The organism is Ascidiimonas meishanensis, assembly GCF_037782385.1.
Taxonomy (GTDB): domain Bacteria; phylum Bacteroidota; class Bacteroidia; order Flavobacteriales; family Flavobacteriaceae; genus Ascidiimonas; species Ascidiimonas meishanensis.
In genome coordinates, this window is the sequence record NZ_JBBEXD010000005.1 from 79,678 (window position 1) to 101,439 (window position 21,762).

Below are 21,762 nucleotides of genomic sequence, written 5' to 3' on the forward strand. Positions count from 1 at the left end.
TTACACATCAATATTCTTTCTTAAGAATTTTGTCTCTTGGCAATTGACGTTGCCAATACCCCTCCTCCAAAAACCGCCTTTCTGCAGTGTAAAAATATTGCCTAGAGCGTTGATTGGCTTGAAAGACCTTGTTTACTTGTTGTTGGTAGGTTTCTTGTGCTTGCAGATTTCCTGCCTGAGTTTTGAGCAAGGCGTTAGCCGCTTGGAGTCCGCTATAGAGGGCAAAAAAGATGCCTTGTGAAGAAAGCGGATCAAAAGACAAGGCGGCATCACCAAGGGCGAACCAGTTTTTACCTATGACTTCAGTAGCTTTGGACACCCCTGCATCTCTGGCTGTTATGCCTTGAAGAATACTATTTAAGTGTAAATTATAATTGATGATTTGTGCAGTATTGGCTTCCTTTAGGTAGTATTGCGGGTCTTTCACCATTTTTGCTACGGTTTCCGGGAGGCCATGAAAAGAGAGTACCCGGCTTCCATCGGGTAAGCGGGAAGTGTACCACCAACCTTTGGCTACGGATTTAATCGTGGTGGTTCTATCTTTATCATTCGCATTCGGATGCAACCAGCATATGGCGGCCATTTGTGGCTCAAATTTTTCTCTGGAAACACCCAATTGACGCAAAAGGGCTGCGGCTCTTCCGGTGGCGTCTATAAGCCAATTGGCTGTTAAGGCTTCCGGTAATTGAAGTTTTTGAGTTTTAAACCGGATGGTATATTCATCTTCTTTAGCAATCGCTCCTACTTTTCCGCTATAAAAATCAACCCCCACTTCTTGGGCTTTCTTTCGTAAAGCAGCATCAAATTCATTTCGCATCACATGCCAACCGCCACCTTCTGGGTTACGAAGCGCATCGGTATACGTCCAATGGTCAGACCCCCATGCAGATTTATTAGCAACACAGGCTTCAAAAGCAGTATTGGGCAACAACTCCGGCAAGCCGTTTATCCCTAGGCCGCCTAAGAGTCGCAAACTAGCCCCCGGGAGTGATTCTCCCACTTTAAGTTGTTCATCGTTTACATCGTCTATAATGGCTACCCTTAAGCGTTGCTGCCGCAACCTAATGGCTGCGGCGCATCCGCCAGGGCCAGCCCCTGCAATGATGGTGTGGTAATGGGGAGCTGGCATTAATTTCCTCTTCTTTTAATAGTCTCAAACTCGTTGCGCTGCTCTTCGCTAAACCAACCTGCTTCTTGTAACAATCTGTCTGTTGGCCCTAGCTGATCGTAGTTCTGTAATAATAACTTATGTGCTTTCTCCAGTTCTGCACCTTTCTCTTGCGTAAGATTTTCTACATAAAGCATTTCTGGTAGCCAGTCCATATCATCGGGTCTTGGAAGGGCTTCTACAATTCCCATTTCACCAAAATGTTCAATCATATATTCCATTTGCTCTGGTGCGGGATTTGCAGCTGGTAACTGTCTTAACCAGTTCGCTCTATTTTTAAAGGCAGCAACCCGTTCTTCATACGGCAAAGATTTATCCATTAGTGTTTCATAATCTACCTTTGTAAATACTTGGTTAGGCACTCTTGCCGGCCAGAAAGTAGGTAAATACGGGTCGTACTCCATATCATACCCAGAACGGCAATAGGCAGTGTCTCCCTGCCACGGCAATGCCATCCAGCGGGTAAGATCTCCAGGGCCTTGTTGGTATAATGGCCCATTCATCGCCATCACGGTTTCCGTTGTTAATTGTGGCCCGTACATAGGATCGGTTTTACCTGCGGCGCGCATTTGTAACCGATACGGTGCACGGTACATAGACGCATTTCGCATAGGCCAGGTGAGTTCTGCTCCCGGATGAAAAGCATCTGCCAGACAAAAATGCATATTTGCCTGATCTAGCATACCTGGTTGTTCCTGTAAGTTGATCTCCTCAAAGGTTTCGTGATATGATTTTGTAGGATCAAAGTCCGATATAAAATTCCCTTCCACCCAAGCTTCTAAAATATACTGATAGAGTGAGGGAAGCTTTAAATACGTGCTAGGTGAAGGCGGTTCATTAGGATCGGGATTGGTATATCCAAAAGCATCACCATAAATCCACGGCCAGGCGCCTTCTTCTACGGTTTTGCTATTGGCATTTCTAAAGCTGTTAAATATGGTGCGTCTTAATTCTTTATTAGGATCTGGATAAATAGAACTTACGGGTGCTTTAGAAAGCTTCTCCAACATTTCTCCATCTGAAAAATTCATTGGTGCCCCAGCACCAAACATCGCAGAAAAACCTTGATTTACCCATTGCAATTCTGTAAGGCGGGCAAGAATAGGTTTTACATGTTTTACAAAGGAAACTCTTTTGGGTAACGGAAGCATCCCGTTTGCCATATAGACATTCTGCTGTAAATCGTTCATGGTTCGCCAACCGACTAAATCGGGCGCAAAATTAGGGGGTGCGGAAGCTACCCAGGCAGGGTCTGCATCAAAAACCTTATCACCTACGGTTACTTTGGCTTTTACAGGGCCATCTGCAATATCATCATACCAACCAGCGGCATTGTTAAAGCTGCTAGGTTTGGCGGGATCAAAAACAGGTTGGTTAGACGGACTTGCCGATACGCCAAATCCGGGCATAAAGAGCAGCCTGCCTACGGCATCGGTACGTAACTGACCTAGTTGTACATCGGTACCTTGAAAACTTCCTACCAGATTATAGCTGGAATCGTTCATACTAAGCCCCATAATCTTTTTCTCTCCAGGGTCTATCGCCAATGCGTTTCTGGCACCGCCTTTTACATCGGGATTACGCAGCGGAACGGTGAGTTGTACCGTAGCTGGAATATCCATCGCAGCATCAAACTCATACCAGGCAGCTTTTTTATTGGCTACATGCACTGCCCATTCTACTTGTGAGTTGTTAGATTGCTGAATCTCTGCTACTACATTTCCATTTTTATCATAGCCATACACTCTAAAGCGTGCGGCTTGTCTTTTAATGGCTCCGGCAGCGTCTCGGGTAGACCCAAATTTTGTGGGTTCCGGATTGAGTACTTCGGGCCCTATATAATAATCACGAGTACTATTCCCAACGCGGGCAATGCCAATGCCCGGATGGATGCGTACATGGGTAATATCTTCTATTTGTTGTTTGGTTAAGGGTACCGGCTCTTCTTGTACGGGTGGTTTTGGCTGAATGCCGCTAAAAGGGCAGGTAGGATTCTTAATGATGGGTTTTCCCGGAGCGCTAGGCTCTTCTACAGGTTGCCCGTTCATCTTCCGGCGATAGTCTGCACTTGCCTTATACACGACCACTCTTGCTTGTGCCACACTGCTTTCTTCTGCAGGCTTGTTTTCTTTGGGTGTACGCCCAATATTAAACGCGAGCCAGTCTCCATAGGCCTTACGTTCTGGCTTGGTGATGTCTTGCTTTTTAAGGGAAATAGTCGCTACTTTAACAGGCATCGCTTCTTTCTCATTCCATACTACGGTAGCTTTGTCTAGCGGAAAATGTTCGTTAATATACGTCTGGCTAAAGCCGTCTGCAGTGGTAGGTCTTCTCTGAATATAGATATCTAAGCTAGCAGGCCCAGAAGCCATACGTCCGGCGAGGTCTTTTGCCAGAAAATCAGGATCATTAATGTCTGGTTCCTCAAAAAAGGTGGAAGTACCAGGGCGCAGGATGTATTTGCAAAAGCCATCTCCCAGTTTAAAAGGCACCACACTCCACAGGGAGGTATCAAAAACCGAGCGGATGGGTTTTGCCATTTCATCCAGTAACTCATTGGTATTAGGAGCGTTTTCCTGAATCCATTCGTTAGACCAGCCTTCAAAGCTCGCCTTGGTGAAGTTGCACATATCCCGTGCCGTATCTACAAAAAAGTTAGGTACGTTTTGCAAGAGTAAGTCCGTAGTACTGCCTTTTACCAGTTTGCCGCCTTTCTTTTTGGGTTCGGTACTGTCTGTATCAAATATTTTAATGCCAATGCCGATGGTACTTTTCCAATCGGGTCGTCCGTCGGCTAAATCCGACGAATAGCGAACGTATACTGGATGCTTGCCCGGTTTAGCAAAGAGTCCGTGGCGGTATGCAGCGGTGATTTTATCGTCTTTAAGAATTTCTATTTCCCCATCTATAATTCCATGCGTACGCAAGAATACAGGGCGTCTGGCGGGGCACTGCCCTTCCATTACCACCCGCCGTTCTTGTGTCATGGTACAGAACATATGTTCCAGACAGGCTACCGGGTCTTTACAATCGCAAGTAGTAAAGAACTTTTTATAGTCTTTTTCTTCTTCGTGTTTCTTTTTGGCTTGAGAACGCTCGTCGTCGTGATAGAGGCTTTGCATAGGTTTGTTGTTTTAGGTTTTGGTTTGTTTTAAGCTAAGTTTAATTCATTTAATCAATAAAAGTGAACGTCAGTTCCCATTGTTCGGGAGGGTAATTTTTCATTATAGCACAATGAAAAATAGTATTGAAATCAGGCTTGCGAAATAGAATTACGTGTTCTCGATACTCCCGACTGTATCAGGGAACTCGAACTGACGTAATTACGCTAACCAATGATTCATATCCATGTTACTAAAGTTAATTAGATCTACTTCCCAAAGTTACTAAAAAGCTGTAGGAAAAAAACGCGTATTTCTACGGGGTTTGGGTTGGGTTCGACTCCATTTCGGCTTCGCTCAATGCGAGCGCTCACCCACTCTTGATTTCATGTGGACTCTGTTCCCTTCGAGTGCCTCAGGGAACGAAGATCTCTTACTTTGTTTGATGATTTAGATACGCGGACTCTTGATTTCATTTCGGTTTCATTTGGACTGCGCTCATCCACCCTCCAGCGTTTATATGTTTTTATTTTATTTGTTAGTTTTAGAGTCCGGCGGGTGAGCGGAGTCGAACCCCCGGTTTGAAAAGTGACTTTCATTCATACATTCCGCTAATTTTTTTAATTCTTCTGATGCATTATGTATCAACGCCTCCTTCTTTGCTCTAGTCCACCCTTGAATTTGTTTTTCTCTGTAGAAGGCTTCATCAATACGGTTAAAAGCTTCTGCATAGACCAGTTTTACGGGGAGTCGTTTTTTGGTATGGTTGGCACCTTCGCCATTTTGGTGTTGTTGCAGCCTTATTTCCAGATTTTTGGTGCTTCCGGTATAATAGCTGCCATCAGCGCATAAGAGTATGTAGCAGTAGTGGGTCATTTATTATTGTTTTGAATAGTAGGTGGGTGAGCAGAGTCCAGATGCTCTTAAATCACCCCACTGGAATATCAATACTTACGGTAGTACCATGCCCTGGCTGACTGTCTATATGGAAGTTACCGCCAATCACCTCCACTCTTCTTTTTATAGAAGAGAGACCCATACCTTCTTTTTTGGGGAGGTTACTTGGGTTAAAACCAACGCCATTGTCTTCTATTAATATATTGATATAGGCATCGTGCCGGGCGAGTTGGAGTTGTACCTCGGTGGCCTGGGCATGCTTAATCACATTGGTGATAAGTTCTTGTACCATTCTAAAGATTCCTATTTCTACCGCATTTTCTAATCGGTCATTAAATTTATTATGGCTTACGGCTATTTGAAGCTTTTGGGAAGCGCTTACTTTGGCGGCAAAGTTTTCAATGGCAGGTAGGAGTCCGTATTTAGCAATGACACCCGTATTGCGGGTATGCGCCATACTACGTACTTTTTGGTAAGCTTCATCTAGTAATGTATCTGTGTTATTGAGTATTTTTTCTTGTTGCGTATTCTCCACCTGCCCTTTATAGTTTTCAAAATGTAGTTTTAGGGTGGCGAGCAAGCTCCCTAGATTGTCATGTAGGTCGTTGGCGAGGCGTTGCCGTTCTTTTTCCTGCCCGGAGATCATGGCGTCTATGGATTGTAGTTCTTGGTCTTTTAATAACTGACTTACTTTTTCTTGTTCTAGTTCTTGTTGTTGTACTGCGATTTTGCGTTTGCGTTGTTGGTTGGTATAGGCTAGTGTGCCAATGATGGCAAGTAATAGGGCAAGGATACCTAAAGACCAGGCAATGTTGCGATTGCGAATACTTTCGTTGGTTACTTTTTCATTTTCTTGACGGACACGAAGGTTTTCGTTTTCGGTTTCAAGGGTAGCAAAACGGATTAAGTTTTTGTTTTGTTCTTGAATATCAGAACTATCTCTGTACTTAACAAATTTTTTAAGATATGCTAATGCACTATCTGTTTTTCTTAAAGAATCATAGTCTTTAGCCATGAATTCATATAAAGAAGCCTTCAAATTGTAATTATAGGTGGTTAATGGAATACTATCTGCTTTATACATCCATGAAAGAGATTCTCTAAAATCACCCAATGCCCTAGGCAATGTAGCTCTATTTAAATAGCTATAAAATATTGCATTGTCATTTCCCATTTTTTCAGCAAGAAATACTGATTTGTCAAGCCATAATTTTGCTTTCTCAATGTTGTTGAGGTTGGATAAATAGTTCAGCCCAAGATAAGATGCAGTTACTTCCTGCCTTACAAGATCTTCAGACATCTTTGAAAGTTTGTAGGCTTCGCTTACATATTTTTGAACGGAATCTGAAGTTTCAGGCGTGAAATACCAGCTCGCCATTCCTAAAGCGGATTGAATTTGTGCTGAGGTATCTTTAAATTTTACTGCCTCGCTTCTTAGACTATCTAAATATTTATAAGCTGTTTGTGAGGACAAGGAATTACTGTACAATAAATAGAAAAGGCGGTAACGCGTTTTGTTTTGACCTCTTTTATTTCCTTGTTGGGCATAGAGCTTTAAAGCCTTTTTGTAAGTTTCTAAAGCTAGCATTGTTTGGTTAAGTTCATCGTCATAAACTCTTGCTTTTAGATACAGATAATTTGCCCTTTGTTCTTTAGAAAGTGCTGCTTCATTAATTTTTGAAAGTACACTTTCACAACTATCTATTTTTTTCTCTTGCTCATATACTTTTGCCAGATTGAGTTTAAAAACAATGGAGTCTCCTGTGGCATCTAGACGTTTTTGAATTAAGACCTTTGCCTTGCTGTACTCTGCCTTTTTAAATAAGGATTCATAGTCTTGCGCTAATAACAAACAAGGCACTAATGCGAAATACACTAATAATACTAGATGTTTCATAAATTGATTAAGAGAATTTTGAGAGGTTAACTAGGTCTTAAAACACCACCGTTGCCTACAGATTTTGGAGGATCAATGAAAGGCTTATCTTTTAAACATCGTAAAAGATATTTATATATCATTTTTTTGAAACTATCCTTATTAATATAATCTCCGGTTTCGTTTGGTACAGAGACCTCATTTTGAATAAAATTTATTAGTAAAGTGCTAAATTTTGGATTTTTATAACAAGATAGATGTCTGGAATCATCTAATATTACAATTAAAGCAGCTTCTTCTTTTTTCTTAAGAGCTCTTTTCACATTTTGGAAATTATTGTGAGGTTTAAATTCCGGATCACGATTGTTGCCTGTTGAACCATCATGTTCTTCAGATTCCATTAATAAAAGAATAAATCCTATTTTAGTCTGTGGTTGATTTTTTATGTGTGCTCGTACAGCTACAGATCCAAATAGTGTGAAATTCTCATCGGTATTTTTTTTAATCTTATAAGACACTGTATTATTATCATAATCAAAGGTGCCTTCGCAGTCTAATCTCGCCATAATTTAATATTTTAATGGTTTATATTATTTCCAAAATAACGCTATAAATGAAACCCAAACCATCCCCATTAATGGGTATTTTTAAGCAAATAAAGCATAAGAAAATGAGAGAAAGAAGGGTTTCAAATATAAAGATTTTTCAACACTATAAAATGAGGCTTTCCGTAAAAAAGTATATAAAGGAGGTTTAAAGTGGAGGCTTATTTTTTTAGTTAGAGTTTAATTTAAGCAGAGATCTCAGTCGTTTACTCCTTCGATATGACGAGTGTTATAAATGCTCATAGAAAAACCCGCTGCGAAGACAGCGGGCACGTATCAAAGTATTCAAAAATGGTGGTTAATCTTTAGTGTCTTCTTTGTCTGCTGCTTTGCTTAAGTTAAAAGTAATACCCGCAAAAACAGATAGCTTATAGACATTGTCATATTTTATTTCGGTATCGGTAGCAGACCTAAATAGTTGTTCTCCGGCTTCATTAGTTTGTAAATTTCCTCTATTGAGTTTTTGAAGTGAAGTAAATGATACTCCCAAACTAAATATCACACGGTTATTCCCTTCTGTTGCCAGTAAAGATCCCCCCAGATGAAAACCTAGGTCACCATTATCAGAGGTGCTAATACCGGCACTAAAACCAGGTTGGTAGTTTCTGTATCCTCGGGGGTAAATATGCACGAGTCCGCCAAGGGCGTGGGTGAGTCCGCTGGAATTTCCCTTTTTAACGCCTACGCTATTGCCATCTGCATCCTTTACCAGATTGTAGTTTTCATCTCCTCGAAAGCTTAACAGGTAGCCAGCACTAAAGTTTACTTTCCATCCGCCTTGACTTCTAAAGTTAAAGTCTCCTTTTATTGAAACCGTGTCTTTTTTGCTGTAGAGTTTTGGAGTAAGATTTAAAAGATCTGCATCTACTTTTACTACCGGGGTGAACAAAATAAAATCGGTTACCAGAATTTTACGATAAAGAGACCTACCTGCCTTTATGGCGGCAAGAAGTTCTTTTTTGGCTTCTTCATCTGTTAGCTTTTCGTATGCCTTCTTGACCAGGTCCCAGTCGTTTTCTTTTTGTTGAATGAGTTGATTGATAGAAATTTCAAATACCTCATTTGATGATTTCTTAGCAGAAGTTAGTGCTTCATAAAGTTGCAAATTCATTTCTTTTTTGGCAAGTTCTAGAATTTTATAGAGACTTCCTGCCTGATTAAATAATTGTTGTTCATTCTCAAAACTTTCTGGATATACTGCTTGATATTTTTCTCTGGCTTTGTCTTTAATGGCAGTGGTATCTTTAATAAAAGCCATTCCGTCTATTAGTTTGTTTAATTCTTTCTTTAAAGCAGCTCTTTGGTTTATTTGAATCATGATGTTTTGAAAATTTACATAAGCTTCATTAAATTGCTGGATGCCTATGGATTGTTCTGGTTTTTGATCAATCCCGCCACCCTTAAGTATTACCATTTGAGCACTATCTATTTCAATTTCTATAGTACCTATTTCAGTAAAAACAGAAGGAACGTCATAATTAAAATTGTCACGGTTAACGGCAATACCTGCACTGTACAGTAGATTATTTACATTTTTAATTTCAAACTGTACAAAACTGCCGTACTTTAAATATTTAGGTATTGAATCTATCTTGCCATTTGCATTAATCTCTATGGTTTTAACTTGGTCTTGCTTTTGCGCAATGCCATTTGTAATCAAGACCAGCATAAAAGCAGTGCTTAAAATGCTTTTTGTAAGGTATTTAGTTTTCATTTTGATTATATTTTAGAAGACAAAGCTAGCCAAGCAACCAAGGTCAAAACATCCCCATTAAAGGGTATTTTTTAGAGAGCAGTTAGTTAATAATCAGCTAGGAAGTTTAAAGGAATAAGGAAGCATTCATAAGTAAAGCTTATGTTTTGCATAAATATTATTGTAGGAAAATATTTCAATAATAGTAAGTTAGTTTTGTATATTCGGATGGTAATTGCACCCCGCAATTAAAAGTTTGACCCCCTGTTAAAGGTAACTGACGGTGTTCAGATAATTTATTACGTATTAATCTTATTAAATTCTTAAATGTTATGAAAAAACTGTTTTACATAGCGTGCTTTGCTATGGTAGTATTTGCTTGTTCTAAAGATGATAATGATCAAGCACTAATTGATCAAACTTCAGAAAGACCTGAAGCAATTTTTCAAGAAGTATATTTTGGGAGTACCGAGACTCCAACACTCTCTCACGCCAGAGATATGGCGGCTATGAGAGAAACCCTAAATGAGGAGCAATTAGCACAGCTTGCCGATCTTGAAGGGGTAATTATGGAAAATATTAAAGAACTGGAGCCTGGTTTCTTTGATCGTTTTAATGCAAGTATGCAAAGTGGCGACCAGAATGAAATCTCAGCTGCACTTAAAGAAGGTGGAGAAGTTTTTGAAAGAGCTTTGTTGGCTACTCCAGAAATTGCAGAAGAAGTGATGTTGGGTAAAGAACTGGCAGCTAAAATTAACATTGATGAATTTGTAACGGAAGAAGGGGTACTAGACCAAGATAAGTTGCATAAGTATGTAGAACAGAATTTTGCAGAAGAAGTAGCGCTTATTAGTCCTACCTTTATTTTTGCAGCAGTGTATGTGGTTGCAGCAGTCTCAGTAGCGGTAGCAGTAAACTATGCAGGTGCCGTAAATGTTTGGATCTGGTTTAATGCCTTTAAATGGGTAAATGGTCCTAGTAAATCTGTCCAGCCTACTCCTGTAGATAGTGAACTTCAATATGAAATGTTGGTAAATGAAATAGCAACTAATTTTAGCAGACAGTAGGTATGGAGTTTTTAAATCGTAATTATCAGGCTTTTCTGTTAGTGTTTATTGTATTTGCTGGGGTGTATATTTCTTTTATTGCGTCTAACAGAGACAATCCGGTGCGTTTATCTTATAAGAGTACTCAGGAAATCTATTCTGTTTTTCCGCAGGGTTGGGCTTTTTTTACAAGAGACCCTAAAGAAGATGTGATGATTCTTTACGATTTTCAGAATAAAAAAGAAGAGGCTGTGAATAAAACAGCCTCTTTATCAACTGAAAGTTTGTTTGGTATTAACAGAAAAGGGAGAAGAATTAGTATTGAGCTAGCGGCAGTAGTGAACAAAATTCCTGCAAAAGCATGGATTACTAATGAAGATAGGGTGTCTATGGAGATGTTGAAGGCATTACCTCTTAATGATACTATTGAAAATGTAGTCCCAGACCCTATTCTAAAAGGTACGTATGTAATTTACAGAGCCGGCAGAAAACCCTGGGCTTGGGCTAAATCGCCTACACAAATGCCATATAAATGTATTAAAATCGCCATACAATGAAAATAGCTTTTAGTTATACTAATTTATTAGGTCTGGGTAGATCACTACTCGCCTTAGGAACCCTGTTAACCTTATTGGTAAATTCTAACAGTGTTTTGTTTGATATTAATATCTTATCACAGCAAGGCACCGTACTTCAAAATACAGGAATCTTTTATTTGATGAGCAACCATTTACTTGGTGCAAAACTCATTTGTATACTCATTTTAATATTAGTGATGAGTGGTTGGTATCCAAAAATTACAGGAATCTTACATTGGTATGTGTCTTACTCTTTTTTTACCAGTTGTAATATTGTAGATGGAGGAGATCATATAACTGCTGTTTTAACTTTTTTATTAATTCCAATTACGTTAACCGATCCTAGAAAAAACCATTGGTATGGAGTACATAAAACAACCGATAATTTAAAAGCTACGCTTGCCAGAGCCTTTTTTATTCTAATTCAAATACAGGTGTGTGCTATTTACTTTCATGCGTTTGTTGGTAAAATTGGAGTAGATGCCTGGTTGAATGGCACGGCAACTTACTATTGGCTCACTCATGAGTTTTTTGGGATTCATGAAGTGCTCAATCCGTTATTTAATACATTGTTGGCAAATCCTTTTGTAGTAACGTTAGTTACCTGGGGAACTTTGGTGCTGGAATTTTTATTGGCGGCGTGTATTTTGCTAGACAAACATAGTAAACGTAGGTATTTAATGCTATTAGCAGGACTTCTGTTCCATTTTAGTATTCTGGCTGTTCATGGCTTATTCACTTTTTTCTTTGCAATTACCGCTTGCCTTATCTTATATTTAGTGCCAGAAGACACGGTTTTAACAAGAGAGATGTTAGCTAATTGGAAAATAAAATTAAAAAGTATTGGTAGAACTGCTCATATTTGATATACTGATTTTGGGAATTCCTACGCTATTCTATTTTTTCCCGCCTGCGTCACGAAATGCCTTGTATGGTTATAGAACGCCACGCGCTTATAAAACGGAGGAAAATTGGAAGTTTGCACAAGCATTTTTTGCAGAACGGTGGATTTTTATTCCGCTTATTGTTATTATTTCTCAAACGATCATGTTACTCATAGGAATGCCTTTTTCAGGGGATCCTCCTTTAGTGCCCTTGGTTTCTTTAGGAGAGTTTCTATTAGGTTCTATAGTTTGCTTACTGCTTACAGAAAAAGCATTGAAAGATTTTGAAGAAAGTGGCAAGACGTCGTGAATACTTTGAAATTGTATTTTATAGAGGTTATATTGAACTCACGTTAACATAGAAACATATGTTAATAAGTAAATCAAAGGAAGAAAGTGTATAGACAGCTCTTTTGATAGTTGCCCACCGATTACTAATACTTTTAATAAAAATCAAAAAAGCCGCTCTGTCAAAAAGCGGCTTAAAATCATTTTAATGGATGGAATGGTTTAATAAATAACGTCAAGGGCTATTTTATCATTGTTGTTTAGGTTATCAGCAGGTCCGCAAGACTGCATTAAAGAAGAAGGATCAGAACCAGTAGGCGTACCGTTAATATAAACAGCTCCTACACCGGCACTCCCTTCATTAATATTTTGTCCACAACTTTCACGTGTCTGGTAATCTGTATGACGTAGTCCAATACAATGCCCAATTTCATGAGCCATAGTTCCAGCAACTTCTGCTTGTGAAGGATTTAATAATTCAAACCATCTTCTATTGATACCAAATCCTTTAGCGGGATCTCCTTTTCTGGTAGGGAAACCAGCAGCAACTCCTAAAGTAATGAATCCGCCAGACTCTAATTCAAAAAATTCAGTTACTTCAATATTGGCTTTATTTTTTCCTTTACCGCCAAAGTTTATGCGTTGAAAAGAAATAAGAAGATTTTCATTATTGTACATGGCAATCGCATCATTCAAAGCATTAGATCCTAAAGTACCTAGATCAGGATCTACACTAATGGTAATTACCCTTGGTAAGGATTTTACCAGATTGTTAGTACGGTAATGCTCTGTATTTGGAATATTATTACCAGAAGAAAGCTCATTGATCTCATCAAAAGTAAGAAACATATCTTCTACCATCACACCAGTTTCGCCCATAAATGTGGCTACTCTAGCATTATCGGTACTAAAATAAGCAGCTTCAAGTTTATTGAGTATATCTTCTGTTAATTCAGACTGCGGCTCTAAAGAATCTTCAGATGAACTACAAGAATAAAAAATACCGAATGTAAATAGGAATAAGCTAGCGCTAAACATCCATTTTTTTGTTCGCTTCATAATATTAAATTTAGTTTGAGATTTTTGTTAAATTGTTGCGAATATATCATTTCTTACTAAAAAACAATATTTTTACTACAATTTTTCGACAACTTACCTTTTTTTAGTAGCAATAAAGCTTTTTGTAACATAATAATAATGAAAGGGTTATACTTAAAAATATGTATATTTCTGCTAACCACAGACCTATAAACACACTTAAATCACGTTAATTTAGACATAAGAATCCTAGTAATATTTTATGTATAAAGCTTTATATATAAAAAATATTTTCTTACAAGATAAAAAATATATATCTTTAAATAACTTGTTTATCAGTTACTTATATAAAATATATAACCTTTAAATTAGATATTTATGAAAAAAAAGAACTTAAAAGGCCTGCCTTTCAAAAAGAGCACTATTTCAAATCTTCTCAAGAACCGTGCACAAGGAGGAACATTACCTTCAGAAGCCAATACGGGTTGTTGTAATCCTACCGCTTTCTTTTGCCCATCAGAACAAACCTGTCAAACGTTTGATATTATATGTCAAACCGCATTTTTATGCGGTAGCCAGAACCCTTTGGATTGTAATGACTCTATAAACTACTGTTTCTAAAATCTTAGATAATTATGAAAAAAAAGAAGTAAAACCAGTTACAATTAAAAAAGACTACTGTTGCGAGCTTTAAAAAGCAAGTAAAAGGAGGTGAAATTACGTCACCAATTCTTACAATTAATTGTCCTACATTAAACCGTGTTACCTGTCCAGATTCTATTAATATCTGTATTGCTTAAGCATTAGAGATTTCTAATAAAGTATTTTGCAAAGCGCCTACAACCATAGGCGCTTTTTCAATGCATTTTTTTAGTTCAGAAATAAACACCAATGTATTTATGTATCTTTGAGTAATCTAAATAAAGGATCAATTTATATGATTGCAAGAATCTGGCAAGGTACTACAAAAGCCATAGACTATGATAGTTATACGCAATTCATGAAGGAAAGAGCTATTCCAGATTATCAAGAGACTCCGGGGTTTATTAAATTATCTTTTTTACGTACCATTAAAAATGAGATAGCACATTTTACATTAATTACCTACTGGAAAAATCTGGATGTAATCAAAAATTTTGCTGGAGACGACTTTGAAAAGGCAAAATATTACCAGGAAGACAATCAATATTTACTAACCTTTGAAGAAACTGTACAGCATTTTGAAGTCTTTGCAGATAGCTAGCCATTGCAATGGAAAAACTTAAAGAAATTGCCACCGTATTTCGTAAAGAAGAAATTGATTACTTAGAGCTTACTAAGGCTGTACAAGCTTTTGATGCACTAGCAATGAAAACCGCTGGGATGCAACTAGAACAGCAAGAGAACCGGAAGAATATGTATTCTAAAACCGGAATGGCGCTAGGAACCACTTGGGCCGCTATGTGTATTAAAGACATTATACGTACCAAAAAATTTATCAAAGGTATTTTTGAAGCTATTGAGTTTGTAAAAAAACACAAAAAAGGTCCTGTGACTATTCTGTATGCTGGTACCGGACCCTTCGCTACACTTTTATTGCCTGTGCTGGCCACTTTTACGCCTCAAGAAGTACAATGTGTGTTGTTAGAAATTAATACCAAAAGCTTTGTGTTAATGCAGCAGGTAATTGAAGAATTAAAGTTTGAAAAGCATGTAAAAGCTTTTGAAAATGCAGATGCTACCACATACAAAATTAATCCTGATCATGAAATTGATATTCTGTTAAGTGAAACCATGCAACGGGCATTAGAGAGCGAACAACAGGTGCCTATTGTGATGAATCTTATGCAGCAACTTAGACCAGAGGTTATTATGATTCCAGAATGTATTTCGTTGGAATTGGGATTGATGGATATTGGTCAGTTTTTATCACAACGTGCCTCAACACAAGAAGAGTCTTATCATAAGCTAGGAGTGTTTTACAAGCTTACCAAAGAAGACATTGCAAGCTGGTTTGCAGAAAACAAAGAACTCAAAGAGGTGATTCATTTTACAGAAAGTGTCTTTACCATTACTAATGGCTCTGTTTCTAAATTTAGAGAACTCATTGTCCGTACGGGAATTACAGTGTTTGGCGATACCAAAATAGAAATCAATGAAAGTGGGCTCACTACACCATTAATACTAGAGGCTTTGCCTCAAAAAAATAATGATTTTAAAGTTAAAATTCATTACAAAGTAGATAAAGTACCTGGAATAGAATATCAAGTAATTGAAAAGGGTTTAATGTTATAGTATATTTTGTATTGAGTTATCCCTTAAACCTTTTGTTTAACTTGATGTAATGCTTGTTTTTGACACTTTTACAAGGTATTTTAAGACAAAGAGTCTTCACTAAGTGATTTTAGTCTTACAGATGGAACATTTCTAAAAGACTCTCTAAACTCCCTTAAGTAAGTTTGAAATAAACTCAAAGAATAGCGCCCATAGTAGAGCAATACCAACTAACTAAACATCATCATAATTAACCGTTAATTCATCGGATACTGCATGTGCCTGACAGGTAAGAATTAAGCCTTCTGCAATTTCAGCATCGGTTAAGATTTGATTTTGTACCATTTCTGCCTTGCCTTTGGTAACTCTGGCAATACAACTGCTACAAACTCCTCCTTGACAGGAATAGGGGGCATCAATATCTTTCTTTAAGACAGCATCTAGAATACGCTCTTTTTTATTCATTACAAATATGGTCTCCTCATCATCTACTAAGACAGAGATTTGAGCCTTCCCTTCCTCAATATTAGCCGGAGCTGTTTCTTCTTCCTCTGGGGCAGTAAACAATTCAAATTTGATTGCGTCTTTAGATACCCCATGTTCGGTTAAAGTATCAGTCACCGCATGAATCATGGGTGCTGGTCCGCAAAGGTAAAAAGCCTCAAACGGAGTTTCTTTATGTTTGTTTTTAAGAATAAAATTCACAGTAGAACGTTCAATTCTACCAAACATAGCTTCTGGTTCTTGTGCTTGACTAAAGATAAAATGTACGTTTAATCGGTCTGGATATTGTTTAATCAATGCTAAAAGATCCTCATAAAACATGGTTTCCGTAAGTGATTTATTCCCATAAACCAAAGAAAAAGTGCTTTGGGGTTCATCTCTTAATACGGTATGCATAATACTCATAATGGGTGTAATGCCACTACCCGCTGCAAAAGCAGCAATATTTCTTTTTTTAGCCGCATCTGGCACAAAGGTAAATCGGCCTTCTGGTGGATGTACTTCTAATACATCGCCCACCTTTAAATCGTTATTAGCATAGCGAGAGAAAGTACCGTCTGGTGTCTTTTTAATTCCTACTTGCAATGCCGCATTTTCTGGAGCTACACAAACAGAGTAGGCACGGCGCAATTCGTTACCGTCCAATTCTTTTTTAATGGTGATATATTGACCCGCATCAAATTGAAACGTTTCTTGTAATGCTGCTGGTACCTCAAAGGCTACAGTTACCGCATTTGGAGTAATGCGATTTATTTCTTTTATAGTTAGCGAATGAAAATCTGACATAACAATAATTTTGCCGCAAAAATAAGAAATTGACTTTTGCTTTGTAACAAAAGCGAGTACATTTATACTAACATTACAAAATCAACCATTTTATTCAACTATGTTCAAACATTTTATTTCATTACAGTGGAAATCTTTCTTTAGATCTGCCAGTGTAGGTAAAAGTATTGGTCTTAAAATTCTCATGGGATTTCTAGCGTTGTATTTTGCTTTTATCTTTCTAGGGCTTGGTTTTGGATTGTTTCCTATTTTAAAGAAAACGCTACCAGATGCAGATCCGCTACAAGTAGTAAACAGTTTTGTGATTCTCTGGCTAGCAGCTGAAGTTTTTCTGCGGTTTTTTATGCAAACCCTTCCAGTGATGGATATTAAACCATTAATGACGATTCCTGTAAAAAAAGGAAGCGTAGTGCATTATGTACTGCTTCGTGCTTTTGCATCTTTCTTTAATCTTATGCCTTTGTTAACAATTATTCCTTTTGGAATTATTTGTATAGTTAAAGGCGGATATGGGGCTGCAAATATGGTGGGATGGATTTTTGCCATGTTTTGTCTGGTGATGGTAGCTAATTATGCCAATTTTTTGATTAAAAAGAAATTTGCAGAGAATATAAAAGGATTTTTACCCTTCGTATTAGTAGGATTGGTATTTGCGGCCTTAGAATATGTGGAGGTGTTTAAGATAAGTGAATTTACGGGAAGATTAATGGATGTCTTGGTGGTAAACCCTGTTTTTGCTTTAATTCCTTTTGTATTAATGATTGGACTCTATTTTTGGAATTATAATTTTTTGCGTACCAATTTCTATTTAGACGGTTCTTTAAAAGCAAAAACTGCGGAGGCTTCCACTACAGATCTTACCTGGACCAAACGTTTTGGAGGGGTAGGTACTTTTTTACAGCAAGACCTCAAGCTTATTTGGCGTAATAAAAGACCTAGAACCACTGTATATTTAGCGTTTATCTTATTGGCGTATGGTTTAATTTTTTATCCACAGGAAATTTATCATACCCAAATGCCAGCCATGTTTGTTTTTGTAGGCATTTTTGTGACAGGTATTTTTATGATCAATTTTGGGCAGTTTATTCCGTCTTGGGACAGTAGTTATTTTTCCATGATGATGTCTCAGAACATTCCCTTGCGAAAATATTTAGATTCTAAGATTTTCTTAATGACTTTTAGTGTCGTTATATTGTATATTCTAAGCACGCCTTATGTATATTTTGGCTGGCATATTCTCTGGCTTAATACAGCTTGTGCTATTTATAATATTGGGGTAAACATTCCAGTGCTGATGTACGCAGGCTCTTTTAACCGAAAACGGATAGATTTAGAGAAAAGTCCGTTTATGAACTATCAAGGTACCGGTGCTGCCCAATGGTTGGTGAGCATTCCTCTTATGGTGTTACCCTTACTTATCTGGTATGCCGTTTATAAGTTTACTTCACCCAATATTGCTTCCGGGGTACTCTTTGCATTAGGTATTGTAGGAATTCTGGCTAAAGACCTTATGATGAATCAAGTAATTAAATCGTACCGCAAGAATAAATACGCTATGATTAATGGCTTTAAACAAACCGGAGACTAAAAATTCCATCCACTTTAAAAAAATTACAAATGATATCAGTACAAAATTTATCAAAAAAATACGGTGATAACACTGTATTAAATATAGAAGGATTAGAAATTCCCAGAGGGCAGAGCTTTGGTTTGGTAGGAAATAACGGCGCTGGGAAAACCACTTTTTTTAGTTTGTTATTAGACCTCATTAGGCCTACCACTGGTTATATAGAAAATCACGAAGTAAAAGTAAATGAAAGTGAAGCCTGGAAACCTACTACCGCCGCTTTTATAGACGAGAGTTTTTTAATAGGCTACCTTACTCCAGAAGAATACTTTTATTTTATTGGAGAATTAAGAGGGCGAAACAAGGCAGATATAGATGCTTTGATGGAAAAATATAAGGAGTTTTTTAATGATGAGGTCATCGGACAAAAAAAATACCTACGTGATCTTTCCAAAGGAAATCAGAAAAAGGCAGGTATTATAGCTTCTTTTATAGGAGACCCTGAGGTAATTATTCTTGACGAACCTTTTGCCAATCTAGATCCTACAACCCAGATAAGGCTGAAGAAAATTATTAAAGAATTGGCAGAAGATAAAGATATCACCGTCTTAATCTCTAGTCATGATTTGATTCATGTTACCGAAGTATGTGAACGCATTGTAGTACTTGAAAAAGGAGCAATGGTAAAAGACATCAATACCTCTACAGAAACCTTAAAAGAATTAGAACAATTCTTTTCCGGAACCATGGTGCAATAGTAGGTAAATATCTATTTAGAAATAACCCTGTTTATTTAGTTTTTAAAATTAAATAACCAACCAAAAGCCCGATTTTTCGGGCTTTTTTTATTTTTGCCTGAAAAGAAGTGTATTTTTATCCGATTTTAATACTAAATTGAAAACTTTTAAGTTATCACAAACACATAATCTTACGTTTGAAAAAGTCGTCATACATACTTTCTGCTCTGGGAATTTTAATGGTGTGCAGTTGCTCTACTAAAAAAAACAGGTTTATTAACCGAAACTGGCATGCTTTAAATACCAAATACAATGTGCTTTACAATGGGAATAATGCCTTAGAAGAAGGTAAGGCAGGTTTGCAGGACACCTATAAAGACAATTACTGGGAAGTACTACCCATAGAACGTTTAGAGTTTAGAGAAGAAGGTTTATTACCAGGTGTAGAAAGCAATCCAAAGTTTGAGCGTGCAGAGGAGAAGGCTACCAAAGCCATTCAGAAACGTAGTATGAACATTGATAATAGGGAACGTAATCCACAAACGGATGAATCTTTTTTGCTACTGGGAAAAGCAAGATACTACGATCAGCGTTTTATCCCTGCCCTAGAAGCTTTCAATTATATTCTCTATAAATATCCTGATAGCGATAAAATAGGAGAGGCCAAAGTATGGAGGGAGAAAGTAAATATCAGGCTTGAAAGTGAAGAAGTAGCACTTAAAAATTTAAAGCGTTTGTTGCGGCAAGAAGATTTAAAAGATCAAACATATGCAGATGCCAAAGCAATGATGGCACAGGCCTATATCAATCTCAAATCTTTAGACAGTGCAGTTACAGAACTTAGAATTGCAGAAGCCTATACTCGTGATAATGAAGAACGCGGAAGATATAATTATATTATAGGGCAGTTGTACAATGAGTTAGGGCATAGAGACAGTGCAAATATGGCGTTTAATAGCGTTATTGCCTTGAAAAGAAAGTCTCCTAGAGTATATATGATCAATTCCTATTTGTCAATAGCAGCTAATTTTGATCCGGAAACAGAAGACAAAGCATTATTATTTGAGACTTTAACAGAACTGGAAGAAAATAGAGAGAATCGTCCGTTTTTAGATAAGATCTATCGTCAGATTGCCTTGTATCATTTAGACAATGATTCGTTGACCTTAGCAGTAGATTATTTTAATCAATCCTTACGTAAAAAATCACCAGACAGATATCTCAATGCGCTCAATTATGAGAACCTTGCTATCATGAATTTTGACAATTCTCGCTACAAAGAAGCTGGAGCGTATTATGATAGTACCCTTACTAATTTAAAGGAGAATACTCGTAAATACCGTAGAACGTTTAAGAAAAGACAAAATCTAGAAGATGTTATTAAGTATGAAGGTATTGCCCAGACCAACGATAGTATTCTATATCTAGTGAATTTACCAGAAGCAGAACGCACGGCTTTTTTTGAAAGCTATATTGCAGATTTAATTGCAAAAGAAGAAGCACTCAAGAAAGAAGAGGAAGAAAAGAAAGCCAGAGAGGTAGCATCTGGTATTGTGTTAGCAGGCTCTGGAAAGAATAACTCACAAGAAGAAAGAGAAGAATTTTATTTTTATAATAACACCGTTGTTTCTTATGGTAAAAATGAATTTCGGCAGCGATGGGGAGATCGTATTTTAGAAGATAACTGGAGACTATCAGATAAAACTACTATTAGTGAAATTGACGCCATTGTGCAGGACACTATTGGAGTAGTATCAACAGAAGAAATGTATAAGGTAACCACGTATCTTAATAAATTACCTACCGATCCTCAAAAAATTGATAGTATTATTAAAGAGCGTGATTTTGCATACTATCAACTAGGACTCATATATAAAGAGAAATATAAAGAATACGACCGCGCTGCAGATAAACTAGAAACATTGCTAGACAATGAACCCGAAGAAAAATTAGTATTACCCTCTAAATACAATCTCTATAAAATTTATGAGATTACTGGTAATGAAACGGGTGCTTTTAATATGAAGCGGGAGATTATTACCAATCATGCAGATTCTCGTTATGCAGAAATTTTACGCAATCCGGAAGCCATTCTTTCTCAAGACGCCAATAGTCCGGAAGCACTGTATACTGCCTTATATAAACGATATGAAGCTCAAGAATACGAAGCTGTAATTGAAGCAGCAGAAAAACACATTAGAACGTTTACAGGAGAAGACATCGCGCCAAAATTTGAAATGCTTAAAACCAATGCAGAGGGAAAACTGTTTGGGTTTGAAAGCTATAAAAAAGGCTTAAATTATATTGCGCTTAATTATCCTAACAATATTATTGGGAAACAGGCACTTAGAATGGTAGAAGAAGCAGAAGCCAGACTGGCAAATCCTGCATTTGTGCAAGGGAGTGATAATACAAAATGGAAATTGATTTTCTCTTTTCAAAGAACAGACACCTTAGCAATCACTAAGCTTTATGAAAAACTAACAGCGGCAATTAAAGATCAACCTGCTCGTAAATTAAAGCTTTCTAAAGATATTTATAACTCTAATACCGTTTTTGTGGTAGTACATGGTTTGCTAAGCAGTGACAGAGCATTAGGATTCGCAGAACTGTTAAAAAATAATAAGGATTACCGCATCCGTAAAGAGAATTTCGTAATTTTAAGTAAAAACTATAAAACTGTACAGGTGCACAAGAATCTGGAGGCGTATCTGGAACAGTCTAAATTGCTTAACCCTTAA

The 21,762-nt window shown here is 37.3% G+C and carries 18 protein-coding genes; 10 read left to right on the forward strand and 8 right to left on the reverse strand.

What is annotated here, in order from left to right; genetic code table 11:
* Window positions 1-7: 7 nt before the first annotated feature.
* The 6 genes from WBG07_RS10615 to WBG07_RS10640 all read right to left on the reverse strand — a co-directional run bounded on the left by WBG07_RS10615 (window position 8) and on the right by WBG07_RS10640 (window position 9,361).
* A complete protein-coding gene (locus WBG07_RS10615; RefSeq protein ID WP_340201072.1) occupies window positions 8-1,129 on the reverse strand; it encodes an NAD(P)/FAD-dependent oxidoreductase in 1,122 nt (373 codons plus the stop codon).
* Window positions 1,129-4,290, reverse strand: coding sequence for a LodA/GoxA family CTQ-dependent oxidase (locus WBG07_RS10620; protein WP_340201076.1), 3,162 nt, complete (start codon window positions 4,288-4,290; stop codon window positions 1,129-1,131). Before WBG07_RS10620 ends, WBG07_RS10615 begins: the two co-directional genes overlap by 1 nt.
* Before the next feature lie 510 nt (window positions 4,291-4,800).
* A complete protein-coding gene (locus tag WBG07_RS10625) occupies window positions 4,801-5,145 on the reverse strand; it encodes a GIY-YIG nuclease family protein (protein WP_340201080.1) in 345 nt (114 codons plus the stop codon).
* A gap of 52 nt (window positions 5,146-5,197) precedes the next feature.
* Complete coding sequence (locus tag WBG07_RS10630; RefSeq protein WP_340201083.1) at window positions 5,198-7,063, reverse strand: tetratricopeptide repeat-containing sensor histidine kinase; 1,866 nt, start codon at window positions 7,061-7,063, stop codon at window positions 5,198-5,200.
* Window positions 7,064-7,089: 26 nt separating this feature from the next.
* Entirely contained in the window at window positions 7,090-7,608 is a 519-nt protein-coding gene (locus WBG07_RS10635; RefSeq protein ID WP_340201084.1) for a hypothetical protein, read from the reverse strand.
* 337 nt (window positions 7,609-7,945) lie between these two features.
* Window positions 7,946-9,361 (reverse strand): hypothetical protein, encoded by a 1,416-nt coding sequence (locus WBG07_RS10640; protein WP_340201087.1) that lies wholly within the window; start codon window positions 9,359-9,361, stop codon window positions 7,946-7,948.
* Window positions 9,362-9,672: 311 nt separating this feature from the next.
* On the opposite strand from WBG07_RS10640, the gene WBG07_RS10645 reads away from it, so the two are divergent.
* Genes WBG07_RS10645 through WBG07_RS10660 form a run of 4 tightly spaced genes read left to right on the forward strand, consistent with a single transcriptional unit; the run spans window position 9,673 to window position 12,158 of the window.
* Window positions 9,673-10,407, forward strand: coding sequence for a hypothetical protein (locus WBG07_RS10645; RefSeq protein WP_340201090.1), 735 nt, complete (start codon window positions 9,673-9,675; stop codon window positions 10,405-10,407).
* A 2-nt stretch (window positions 10,408-10,409) separates the two neighbouring features.
* A complete protein-coding gene (locus WBG07_RS10650) occupies window positions 10,410-10,943 on the forward strand; it encodes an SdpA family antimicrobial peptide system protein (RefSeq protein ID WP_340201092.1) in 534 nt (177 codons plus the stop codon).
* Window positions 10,940-11,830 (forward strand): sporulation-delaying protein SdpB family protein, encoded by an 891-nt coding sequence (locus WBG07_RS10655; RefSeq protein WP_340201096.1) that lies wholly within the window; start codon window positions 10,940-10,942, stop codon window positions 11,828-11,830. The genes WBG07_RS10650 and WBG07_RS10655 overlap by 4 nt, the downstream gene beginning before the upstream one ends.
* A complete protein-coding gene (locus WBG07_RS10660; protein ID WP_340201100.1) occupies window positions 11,808-12,158 on the forward strand; it encodes an SdpI family protein in 351 nt (116 codons plus the stop codon). Before WBG07_RS10655 ends, WBG07_RS10660 begins: the two co-directional genes overlap by 23 nt.
* A gap of 200 nt (window positions 12,159-12,358) precedes the next feature.
* On the opposite strand, the gene WBG07_RS10665 is transcribed toward WBG07_RS10660, so the two are convergent.
* Entirely contained in the window at window positions 12,359-13,195 is an 837-nt protein-coding gene (locus WBG07_RS10665; protein WP_340201103.1) for a M57 family metalloprotease, read from the reverse strand.
* Window positions 13,196-13,552: 357 nt separating this feature from the next.
* On the opposite strand from WBG07_RS10665, the gene WBG07_RS10670 reads away from it, so the two are divergent.
* The 3 genes from WBG07_RS10670 (at window position 13,553) to WBG07_RS10680 (ending at window position 15,448) form a co-directional block, all read left to right on the forward strand.
* Window positions 13,553-13,795 (forward strand): hypothetical protein, encoded by a 243-nt coding sequence (locus WBG07_RS10670; protein WP_340201106.1) that lies wholly within the window; start codon window positions 13,553-13,555, stop codon window positions 13,793-13,795.
* A gap of 316 nt (window positions 13,796-14,111) precedes the next feature.
* Window positions 14,112-14,417, forward strand: a complete 306-nt coding sequence (locus WBG07_RS10675) for an antibiotic biosynthesis monooxygenase family protein (RefSeq protein ID WP_340201108.1) — start codon at window positions 14,112-14,114, stop codon at window positions 14,415-14,417.
* A gap of 8 nt (window positions 14,418-14,425) precedes the next feature.
* Window positions 14,426-15,448 carry an SAM-dependent methyltransferase gene (locus WBG07_RS10680; RefSeq protein WP_340201112.1) on the forward strand — a complete coding sequence of 341 codons (1,023 nt, stop codon included), beginning with the start codon at window positions 14,426-14,428 and terminating at the stop codon, window positions 15,446-15,448.
* Between the two features lie 213 nt (window positions 15,449-15,661).
* Here WBG07_RS10680 and WBG07_RS10685 read toward each other — a convergent pair whose 3' ends face one another.
* Window positions 15,662-16,717 (reverse strand): 2Fe-2S iron-sulfur cluster-binding protein, encoded by a 1,056-nt coding sequence (locus tag WBG07_RS10685; protein ID WP_340201115.1) that lies wholly within the window; start codon window positions 16,715-16,717, stop codon window positions 15,662-15,664.
* 100 nt (window positions 16,718-16,817) lie between these two features.
* Here WBG07_RS10685 and WBG07_RS10690 point away from each other — a divergent pair, with 100 nt between their 5' ends.
* The 3 genes from WBG07_RS10690 (at window position 16,818) to porW (ending at window position 21,762) form a co-directional block, all read left to right on the forward strand.
* Window positions 16,818-18,305 carry a DUF5687 family protein gene (locus WBG07_RS10690; RefSeq protein ID WP_340201119.1) on the forward strand — a complete coding sequence of 496 codons (1,488 nt, stop codon included), beginning with the start codon at window positions 16,818-16,820 and terminating at the stop codon, window positions 18,303-18,305.
* A 29-nt stretch (window positions 18,306-18,334) separates the two neighbouring features.
* Window positions 18,335-19,042, forward strand: coding sequence for an ABC transporter ATP-binding protein (locus tag WBG07_RS10695; RefSeq protein ID WP_340201122.1), 708 nt, complete (start codon window positions 18,335-18,337; stop codon window positions 19,040-19,042).
* Window positions 19,043-19,260: 218 nt separating this feature from the next.
* Entirely contained in the window at window positions 19,261-21,762 is a 2,502-nt protein-coding gene (gene porW, locus WBG07_RS10700) for a type IX secretion system periplasmic lipoprotein PorW/SprE (RefSeq protein WP_461781915.1), read from the forward strand.

What these genes read in the sequence shown, in the direction of transcription:
- WBG07_RS10615 (WP_340201072.1), bottom strand. Translation starts at nt 1,129, where the DNA reads ATGCCAGCTCCCCATTACCACACCATCATTGCAGGGGCTGGCCCTGGC.
- WBG07_RS10620 (WP_340201076.1), bottom strand. Translation starts at nt 4,290, where the DNA reads ATGCAAAGCCTCTATCACGACGACGAGCGTTCTCAAGCCAAAAAGAAA.
- WBG07_RS10625 (WP_340201080.1), bottom strand. Translation starts at nt 5,145, where the DNA reads ATGACCCACTACTGCTACATACTCTTATGCGCTGATGGCAGCTATTAT.
- WBG07_RS10630 (WP_340201083.1), bottom strand. Translation starts at nt 7,063, where the DNA reads ATGAAACATCTAGTATTATTAGTGTATTTCGCATTAGTGCCTTGTTTG.
- WBG07_RS10635 (WP_340201084.1), bottom strand. Translation starts at nt 7,608, where the DNA reads ATGGCGAGATTAGACTGCGAAGGCACCTTTGATTATGATAATAATACA.
- WBG07_RS10640 (WP_340201087.1), bottom strand. Translation starts at nt 9,361, where the DNA reads ATGAAAACTAAATACCTTACAAAAAGCATTTTAAGCACTGCTTTTATG.
- WBG07_RS10645 (WP_340201090.1), top strand. Translation starts at nt 9,673, where the DNA reads ATGAAAAAACTGTTTTACATAGCGTGCTTTGCTATGGTAGTATTTGCT.
- WBG07_RS10650 (WP_340201092.1), top strand. Translation starts at nt 10,410, where the DNA reads ATGGAGTTTTTAAATCGTAATTATCAGGCTTTTCTGTTAGTGTTTATT.
- WBG07_RS10655 (WP_340201096.1), top strand. Translation starts at nt 10,940, where the DNA reads ATGAAAATAGCTTTTAGTTATACTAATTTATTAGGTCTGGGTAGATCA.
- WBG07_RS10665 (WP_340201103.1), bottom strand. Translation starts at nt 13,195, where the DNA reads ATGAAGCGAACAAAAAAATGGATGTTTAGCGCTAGCTTATTCCTATTT.
- WBG07_RS10670 (WP_340201106.1), top strand. Translation starts at nt 13,553, where the DNA reads ATGAAAAAAAAGAACTTAAAAGGCCTGCCTTTCAAAAAGAGCACTATT.
- WBG07_RS10675 (WP_340201108.1), top strand. Translation starts at nt 14,112, where the DNA reads ATGATTGCAAGAATCTGGCAAGGTACTACAAAAGCCATAGACTATGAT.
- WBG07_RS10680 (WP_340201112.1), top strand. Translation starts at nt 14,426, where the DNA reads ATGGAAAAACTTAAAGAAATTGCCACCGTATTTCGTAAAGAAGAAATT.
- WBG07_RS10685 (WP_340201115.1), bottom strand. Translation starts at nt 16,717, where the DNA reads ATGTCAGATTTTCATTCGCTAACTATAAAAGAAATAAATCGCATTACT.
- WBG07_RS10690 (WP_340201119.1), top strand. Translation starts at nt 16,818, where the DNA reads ATGTTCAAACATTTTATTTCATTACAGTGGAAATCTTTCTTTAGATCT.
- WBG07_RS10695 (WP_340201122.1), top strand. Translation starts at nt 18,335, where the DNA reads ATGATATCAGTACAAAATTTATCAAAAAAATACGGTGATAACACTGTA.
- porW (WP_461781915.1), top strand. Translation starts at nt 19,261, where the DNA reads ATGGTGTGCAGTTGCTCTACTAAAAAAAACAGGTTTATTAACCGAAAC.